Annotated in this window: 6 protein-coding genes and 2 pseudogenes; 7 read left to right on the forward strand and 1 reads right to left on the reverse strand. The window is 57.3% G+C overall.

Annotated elements, in window-relative coordinates; translation table 11 throughout:
• The 7 genes and pseudogenes from EOA85_RS37610 to EOA85_RS20505 all read left to right on the forward strand — a co-directional run.
• A pseudogene (locus tag EOA85_RS37610) lies at positions 1–1247 on the forward strand (sucrose-6-phosphate hydrolase); the annotation flags it as partial.
• On the forward strand, positions 1244–2392 hold the full coding sequence (locus tag EOA85_RS20480) for a hypothetical protein (RefSeq protein WP_127210953.1): 1149 nt from the start codon (positions 1244–1246) through the stop codon (positions 2390–2392). The pseudogene EOA85_RS37610 and the gene EOA85_RS20480, both read left to right, overlap by 4 nt.
• A gap of 7 nt (positions 2393–2399) precedes the next feature.
• On the forward strand, positions 2400–4319 hold the full coding sequence (locus EOA85_RS20485; RefSeq protein WP_127210954.1) for a hypothetical protein: 1920 nt from the start codon (positions 2400–2402) through the stop codon (positions 4317–4319).
• Positions 4319–5428: a hypothetical protein gene (locus tag EOA85_RS20490; RefSeq protein WP_127210955.1), complete on the forward strand. Its 1110-nt coding sequence runs from the start codon at positions 4319–4321 to the stop codon at positions 5426–5428. The genes EOA85_RS20485 and EOA85_RS20490 overlap by 1 nt, the downstream gene beginning before the upstream one ends.
• Positions 5425–6477 carry a PfkB family carbohydrate kinase gene (locus tag EOA85_RS20495; RefSeq protein WP_127210956.1) on the forward strand — a complete coding sequence of 351 codons (1053 nt, stop codon included), beginning with the start codon at positions 5425–5427 and terminating at the stop codon, positions 6475–6477. The genes EOA85_RS20490 and EOA85_RS20495 overlap by 4 nt, the downstream gene beginning before the upstream one ends.
• A 122-nt stretch (positions 6478–6599) precedes the next feature.
• A complete protein-coding gene (locus EOA85_RS20500) occupies positions 6600–7637 on the forward strand; it encodes a DUF6602 domain-containing protein (protein ID WP_127210957.1) in 1038 nt (345 codons plus the stop codon).
• Positions 7638–7669: 32 nt separating this feature from the next.
• Positions 7670–7942: a hypothetical protein gene (locus EOA85_RS20505; protein WP_127210958.1), complete on the forward strand. Its 273-nt coding sequence runs from the start codon at positions 7670–7672 to the stop codon at positions 7940–7942.
• A gap of 115 nt (positions 7943–8057) precedes the next feature.
• On the opposite strand, the pseudogene EOA85_RS39135 reads toward EOA85_RS20505, so the two are convergent.
• Positions 8058–8139: pseudogene (locus EOA85_RS39135) on the reverse strand (MoaD/ThiS family protein); the annotation flags it as partial.

An 8139-nucleotide genomic window follows, 5' to 3' on the forward strand; every position in this document is an offset into this window, starting at 1 on the left:
GTATCGTGCAACCCGCCGATTATAGAAATTTTGCCCATGGCCGCCACCACTGGCTCGCCAAGCGCGGCCATGACACGGCGATTCTTGCGTTCATCACTGATGAGGATCGGGCGATCGCCGATCGAACGCTGGATCTTATTCCCGCGGACATCCCTATCGCGAGGCTCAAGATCGAAGGCAGGCAGCCTGCCGCGCTTCTGGGATCGTTGCTTGCGGCGCTTCACCTCACTGGTTGGGCGGGTCTTGCGCGCGGCATAGATCCCGGACAGCCGGGCGTCCCGGATTTCGGTCGTAAGCTCTACCATCTCAAGCTTCCGGGTAAGGGCCGGCAGAAGGTCGCCGAGATTCGCGAGAAAAGCGCCAACGCCGCGATCGAGCGCAAGACCGGGGAGTCAATCCAACGTCTTGTCGAGCGGGGAACGCTTTCCCATTGGCAAGATGCCCTCCAAACCTTTGTCGACCAGCTCCAGACGACAATTTTCGGCGGCCTGGTTCTCGATTACGACGGTACCATCGTCGATACACGCCACCGGTTCCATCCCGCGCGCCCCGAAATCGTCGTCGAATTGGAGAAGATTGCAAACAGTAGCGCGACCCTGGCCATCGCCACCGGCCGAGGGGTTTCTGTCAGGAAAGACCTAAGAACAGTTCTTCCCGAAGGACTTTGGTCCCGGGTGGTCGTCGGATATTATAATGGCGCGATGATCGGAGCGCTCAGTGACGATGGGGTGCCCGATGGAACCGATGAGATTTGCCCGGAACTCAAGGAACTGGCTGAAGCTTTCGCCAAGAGCGATGAGCTGAGCGGGTCGGCTAAGCAGACGAACAGACGCTACCAAATTACTCTAGAGCCGCGCCAGTTCATGGCCGAGAACAGACTTTGGGATATCGCCCATCAGCTGATCCTACGCACTGGTTGCAGGGACGCGATCGTGACTAGGTCAAGTCATTCAGTGGACATCATCGCAAGCGGTGTCACCAAGACCAACGTCGTGAGCTACGTTCAAGAGATATGCCCAGACCGCCAGATCCTTACAATCGGTGATCGGGGTCGCTGGCCCGGCAATGACTATGACCTGTTGAATGCCGCGATGGGGCTCAGCGTCGACGAAGTCAGCGTCGACCCAGTGACGTGTTGGAATCTCGCTGAACCCGGCCAAAGGGGAATAGCGGTCACGCAAAACTACCTCGCCGCGCTTGAAGCGGTCGATGGCGGACTACGATTTCGTAAAGGGACTTTCCGGTGAATGAAGATCTCGGCCTGAGGGTCCTCGGCGAAATCATGCTATGGAGCGATGACGAAGCACGCAAGGAATTCGATTGGCTTCGATTGATGGCTCGTTTGAAATATGATGGCTACCGCGACTTTCAGGCCGGCATGCGTTTCATTGAAAGCCTCGCAACCTGGCTGCAGCAGTTCAAGACCCCGAATGAGCGAAATTCCGCCTACGGCTTCGTCCGCAATGCGCTTGTCTATGTGGGGCCGAGCGAGATGCAGAGGCTGGTCGAACAGCTTTATCCGAAGATAGTGCGTGACAGACTCGTGCGGATGGTCGCGGCCGAGCGTGGTATTCCCCCATATCGGGTTTATGCTGACGTTGAAGCGAGAAAATCCGTTGAACGCTTGCGCCGGCAGACACTCTTTATGGGGTTGAGCGACGGGGCTCGGATTGATGGATTACGCCACAGTAATGCCGGGCTCCTGACCAATGAGCAGCTTGTGGTGTCCACGCAGCTGGATACTGAGAAGTGGCAAGATCTTCTCGAAAATCTCGAAGACGAGCTTGAAGAAAAGGATGCAAAATTCAAGCTTGTTTATCTCATTGACGACTTCATGGGGACGGGTACCTCCTTCCTTCGGTACAACGAGAAGAAGGAGAAATGGTCAGGGAAACTGACAAAATTCAAGGAATCGATAGAGCTTGCTAGGAAGAATCTTGATGGCAAGCAGATATTCGCTGACAATTGGTACCTCTGTATCCACCACTACATTGGCACGAACGCCGCCGCCTCAATTATGGTCGAGCGGGAATCGCAAGCGAGATCGGCACTACAATCCGAAGGCTGGGCATCGGACGTGCATTTCTCGTTTGGGACTGTCCTGCCAGCCGAGCTTCCGATCGATGCACCGGGAAATGATTTTGGCGACTTCATCGAGTTGACGAAGGCGTATTACGATCCTTCGATCCGTACAAAACACACCGACGTCGGTGGTGTGACGCATCTGGGCCTAGGTTACGGCGGATGTGCTCTCCCTGTAATCCTGGATCATAACACCCCGAACAATTCCGTAGCGCTGTTATGGGCAGAGACTGACGGTGGCAAACGCGAAGGCGGCGTAGACGCTCCTCCGATGAGCCCGCTGTTTCGGCGCCGGCAAAGACATGTATAGGTGAGGCTTGGTAAATCCGTTTGAGAAACGCGCAACGGAGTATCTCCAGCAGGACGAGGCATTTCTGGCCGTCGTAACGCCGGAACCTCTCTCCACGTTCTTTGAGAAGCCCGCCCAGGAGGGAAGGCTTTACGACCGCCTTGCAATGGTCATCGGAACGCCTGGAAGTGGCAAGACCACACTGGCACGCCTCTTCAAGTTCTCGACGCTACGTATTCTTCTGCGAAATCGAGGGTTCGAGACCTACAAAAATCTCATCGATGGCCTTTCAGCGTGTAACGCAATTAAAGACGGGCACCCTGCCGTCATCGGCTGCCGGATCTCGCTCGAAAGCGAGTATCGCGAGTTCTGGGAATTCCCTTATCCCGACACGCTGAAGGCCTCGCTCACCGTTGCGTTGCTTCAGGCGCGGGCTGTGCTGGCTTGGCTTAGAGACGCTCAGGCGGCCGGGATCGCGTTGGAAGATATCGAGATTGTCGCAAGACCTGACGCGGATGCAGCGCTCGAAGCCATTGGAGGAACCAACGGTGTTGGGCTGCAGAGCCGCGCGCGCGCGATGGAAACTGCGATTTATGAGATTTCGGCGGCACTGGTGCCCCCGGAAATAGATGAGGTCGAACAAGATGCAGCTGCCACGGCTTATCGTCCTCTCGACGTCATTGACGCCTTCAGGGTGAATGACGGGAACCAATCTCTCCAGGTTACCCCCCTCGTCGTATTCGACGACGCACACTATTTGCACCCGAGCCAGCTTTTGGCCCTCCAGCGGTGGCTTGCGCGCCGCGAGCTGCGCGTCGCGAGATGGATCCTGACCCGCCTCGATGCTCTCGCGCCCTCAGATGTCCTGATCGAAGGGCAGAATGTTTTCGAAGAGGTAGAGCCAGGCCTGAAGCGTGCCAGAGAGGTGACGACTATCTGGATGCAAAGCAGCGAGGGCCGTGCAAATCAGCGTCGCGCATTCCGCAAGATGGCAAAAGACATGGCGGGACGATATCTCAGCCAGATGGAGGTCTTCAATCGGAGAGGCCTCAACACACTTGGCGACCTGCTTTCAACTCATGTGGACACGCTGCCTCCCTCCAAGGCTGAGAAATTGGCGAAGAAGGTCGACGCCACCCAACGCCGGTATTCCATCACTGCCGAGCGTCGAGCAAATCTTGAACGCGAGGTCGCCGACTATCTCGATAAAGCCGGGGAGAATTCCGACGATCTGAAGCTGTCGATACTCTCTATCCTCCTTGAGCGCTACGCGAACCGAACTCCCCAACGCGGTCTGTTTGAAGATGAGCCCGAGGTGGAGGGGGAACCATCACGGCCGCTGACCGCCGGCTCAGCAGTGGCAGACGGCGCAAAGATTCATCTGCTTCATCAGTTTGATCGTCCGTACTACTACGGCATTGACGCGTTGTGCGACGCGAGCTCCGAGAATGCCGAACAGTTCCTTCACCTCGCGGCCCGGCTCGTAGCGCAGTCGGAGACGCAGCTCATCCGATCAAAATCCCCGACGCTCTCAAGCCAGGTTCAGCATAACCTCCTGCGAGCTCGCGCCGACGAGATGATACGTGGTTGGGATTTCCCGCTCCATCATCTGGTGCGGCGATTGTCAAAGGGGATCGCCGATCAGTGCATAGCCAAGAGCCTTGAAGGGAATGCGTCGTTGAATGGCGGCGCGAACGCCTTCGGCATTCCCCAAGAGGAGTTCGACCAGATTCCAAAGCAATATCCGGATCTGGCAAAGATCCTGCAGTTCGGGGTGGCATACAACGCCTTCGTGCTAATCCCGAACCATAGTGCCAAAAACCGGAATTGGTGTCTTGTTGAGCTCTCAGGCGTCCTTCTAATCCGAAACGGGCTGACCTTGAAAAGAGGCGGGTTCCTCGAGAGACGCGTCCATGACCTTGTGCGTTTGACAGAAGAGGCTTCGTGATGGCCCGAAACTGGCGATGGGACCCCTGTGTATCGCATGACGGCATTGAGGCCGAGCGCTTCGTTGCGGAGTACTTCCCCGAGAAACAACGCAAGACGCTGCTGATCGCCGGTGCGGGTTTCGACCCGAGGGCAACCCAGGTCGTAGATCGGCTGGCAACTGGCGGAGCGGACCTGAAGGCTCTATTCGTACGGGAGAGCAGGCCAAATCCAGATGCGGAACTGACCCGCCGGGCGGAAGAAAACATCGAGCGGCTCAAGGCGGCGATACCGAACCACGAGATCGTCCCGGTCGAGATCTTTGGTGCCGATGGCGCGGTAATCGGGGGCAGGAATGTCGCCATGGCAGCGTCTCGCCAGGATCTGACAGACGTAACCGACGTGGTTGTCGATATCAGCGCTCTGTCAGTTGGAACCGCCTTTCCGCTTATCAGGTATTTCGTTGAGCTCATCGATCGTGGGAGAGGACCGAGGAATCTCCATCTTTTCGTGGCGCATGATCCGAGCCTTGATGCTCAAATCTCCTCGATTTCAAGTGACGCGCCGGGATACGTTCATGGGTTCAAAGGCGGTCTCACACTCGATGCTGCAGCCAAGGCGGCAAAGCTGTGGCTTCCACAGCTTGCAAAAGGACGACGGCAAGCCCTGTCACGCGTCCACGACTTCGTTGTGCCCCATGACACCTGCCCAATCCTGCCGTTCCCGGCCCGAGACCCTCGGCTCGGTGACATGCTGGCCGAGGAATATATCGTCGAGTTCGAAAGCGCTTGGAAGGTTGACGCGCGCGATGTCGTCTACGCGGATGAGCAAGATCCACTGCATCTCTACCGGACGATCCTCCGCCTGGATGATCTACGCAAACCGGTCTTCCGCGACGCTGGCGGTTCGATCCTCATCCTGTCGCCCCTTGGAACGAAGGTCATGTCGCTGGGGGCGCTGATGGCTGCCCTGGAGAGGGATTTACCGGTCGCTTACCTGGAGTCGATAGGTTATGGTTTCGAGCCGTCGGCGGATCCACAGACTTCGGCACCGCATCTCATTCATGTCTGGTTGGAGGGAGACGTTTACCCGCAGCCTCGCACCAGGCTGAAGAAAGGACTAAATCAATGACCACCATGACCGAAAAGCCCGGCGTTTTTGGTACGGGTCTGATCGCCCTCGATCTTGTCATTGGTATCGACAGCCAGACACCCGTTCATTCTTGGGCTGGTGGAACCTGCGGTAATATCTTGGCAATCATGAGCTATCTCGGTTGGGACGCTTATCCGATCGCCCGTATGAACGGCGATCCGGCCTCTGAACGCGTTCGCGTGGATCTCGCGAAATGGGGCGTGCACCTGGACTTTACCGATTGCGCACCGACCGGCCATACCCCGATCATCATTCAGCAGATCAAGCGCGCGCGCGACGGCTCTCCTACGCATCGCTTTCTCTGGACATGCCCCCATTGCGGTAAGCGTCTTCCTAGCTACCGGCCGGTCACGCAGGATGCGATCGAAGGCATCCTGCCTGCGCTCTCCAAGTCTTCTGTTTTCTTCCTTGATCGGGTGTCGCGCGCAGCTATCTCTCTGGCGGCTGAGGCGGCTCGCTCTGGAGCAGTTGTTGTATTCGAACCTTCTGGAAGATCGGATGAAAAGCTGTTCGAAGAGGCGCTTCAAATCGCACACGTCGTCAAATATTCGGATCAGCGCCTGTCAGATGCCGGCGGGCCGATGATTGGCTCTCGAGCGACCTTGGTTGAAATTCAAACTCTCGGCTCGCAAGGCCTCCGTTATCGGCATCGCCTAGCGGGTGAAACCTCCGGCTGGCTGAGCCTCCCCCCTCTGCCGGCTCCGCGGCTGGTCGACACCTGCGGCTCGGGCGATTGGTGCACCGCCGGCTTCCTGACTGCCGCCGCTTCCAAGGGGGTCGAAGGGCTGAAACAAGGCGGAGAACTGCGAATTGCGAGCGCTCTGCGATACGGGCAAGCGCTTGCGGCATGGAACTGCGGCTTCGAGGGAGCTCGCGGTGGGATGTACGCCTTGGAGCGGCAAGAATTCGAGCGACAGGTCGACGCTATTATTTCCGGGAAGCCACTTCTTCGCGTTGTGGAGCGCCCACAAAGAGTGGAACCCTCAGTCGCTTGCCCAGCATGTCCGCGAGATGTTTCTGCTGCTTAGCAAATTCTCTCAACCGGAACTCTCATCGATAGCGACCATTGCGGTCGATGCTCCGCTTCCTCGAAAAGTCGGGCCACCTGACCGCTACTAAGCGCTTGAACGAGGGAGTGACCTCGCGAAATATGCCTGAAAAGCCCTATCACAGCATCTTTCAAGACAGCGCCGTTCTCGCGGGCGGCAGGCTGACGGGTTACCGAGACCTTATGATCACATCCTTCGCTGATTTTCTCGAGAAGCTTCAGGAAAAGGAAGCTGCCATCCTCTCCGAACAGTCCGTGACGCATGGTCCGACGATCGGCGATATGTACGAGGGCCTGACCCGAGAGCTTCTCGAGCGCGCCATTCCAGGCGAGCTCAACGTTCGCCTGGTGGACGGCTTTGTGCTCGGTGTCGATGGAAAACTCGGCCATCAGACCGATGCTATGTTGGTGATGGGGGAGAAGGGGCAACGGATACCCAAGACCAATCAGTGGATCTGGCCAATCGAAGACGTTCTTGCCCTATTCGAGGTCAAGAAGACCCTCTTTGGAAACCAGCTTGTCGATAGCATCGAAAAGATGCGCGTGATTTCGCTCCAGCAGAAAGAGCTGATGGCCTCAAAACGAAAGAAGGTGAAAATCGGCCCGTCCAAGGACGCGTTTGCACGTCTCATGGGGCGTTTTCCATCGGCCAGAGAGCTGGAAGACTTCCAAGGGGTTGGGGGAGAGATCTTGCGGACCATTGCCCATGAGCAGTTGGCGCCAGTTAGAATTGTTTTCGGCTATGAGGGATACGCAGATGAGACAGGTCTTCGGAAAGGTTTCCTGGACGCCCTGCGGGACGCGCCCGGAGGTGTGGCGGGGCCTGCGGTACTTCCAAACCTCATTATTTGCCGTAAGAACGCGATCCTCAAGATGAATGGCCACCCGTTCGTCTCACCGGTGGGAAATGATGGCCGTTGGAATCTGTTCGGCTCCACCCGCACAGCGCCTTTCGCACTTCTGCTCGAACTGATCTGGACGCGCCTCGGGAACGAGTTCAAAGCACAGTTTCCTGTCGATGACAGCCTGACAAAAGAGGTCATCGCGCCGCTCTTGGCTGGCGAGGTCGTAATAAAAGGATCAGTCCGGGGCTGGATGTTCCACTATAGTACGTTGAGCAAGAAGCGTGGGAGCCCGTAGCCGTCACGCTTGCAGAGTACGTAATCTTCGGTATGGCCATGAGCCTTGGCGGGCTGGATCTCAATGAACCGAGCTTACTAGATGCGGCGGCGAAATCGGGGGTTGATCTCAAGGTATTCGCAGATCGGCTAGTTGCGGAGAGGCTGTTTTCATGGGTCGCTCCAGACGTTGCGCATCCAGTGAACGACACCATCCACACCGCAGTGATGCCCGACGGCAATTTCTGGCTATCGGACAACCAAAAGCTTTTGGGGTTGTGGAGCCAGCAGCACGGCTCGGAACCAAAAGCAGTAGGTTCATTGTAGCTGTCCTAGTTCGGCAGCTTTCCGCATTCGCAACCTGAAAGCGGCCAGTCCGCTTGCGGCCCGATCCACGACGTTCGAGACCTTGATGCTAGGCGAGGGGGAGGCAGGTCCCCCATCATCCCCCAGCCAACCTCGGCAGCAGGAAAATCTCCGCCCCCTGCGGCAGTTCCTTCGACCAGGTGTCGCGATAAATCACC

It is taken from the genome of Mesorhizobium sp. M5C.F.Ca.IN.020.29.1.1, from assembly GCF_003997375.1.
Classification (GTDB): Bacteria; Pseudomonadota; Alphaproteobacteria; order Rhizobiales; family Rhizobiaceae; genus Mesorhizobium; species Mesorhizobium wenxiniae.